Source organism: Rhizobium sp. FKY42 (assembly GCF_005222835.1).
GTDB lineage: Bacteria > Pseudomonadota > Alphaproteobacteria > Rhizobiales > Rhizobiaceae > Neorhizobium.
Window position 1 is genome coordinate 49,218 of sequence record NZ_STGA01000059.1, and the last position, 398, is coordinate 49,615.

A 398-nucleotide genomic window follows, 5' to 3' on the forward strand; every position below is an offset into this window, starting at 1 on the left:
TACGAGAGGCACAGGCCGTGCAAGCCGAACCGAGTATTCCGCATCCGGCTCATAGGTCGGCGCGGGCGTGGGTGTGGTTTTAGCCATTGGTTTTCCTCAGAGCGCGTGCATGGAGATATCTTCGACGAAGGTGGTTTTCACCACGTTCGACGTGCCGAAGGTGGGCCGGACACGAACAGAGGTGACCGCAGAGCCCAGCAGGAAGGTCGCCGTGATCTTGCGTTTCTTCGGGTTGAAATAATCAACCTCGACTTCAGTGCTGGAGGGCGTGCGAAGCGTGCCGCCTGCAATGATTGTTGGCTGCGCTGTATTATAGGCAGGATCGAAGTTATCCATCTTCTGGACAACGACGATGGTGCTGGAGGAAACGCCCAGATTGAGGGTTTGCGTCACAGCAA

The 398-nt window shown here is 56.5% G+C and carries 1 pseudogene; it reads right to left on the bottom strand.

The features are described 5' to 3' along the window. Positions 1-96: 96 nt before the first annotated feature. A pseudogene (locus E8M78_RS23605) lies at positions 97-398 on the bottom strand (hypothetical protein); the annotation flags it as partial.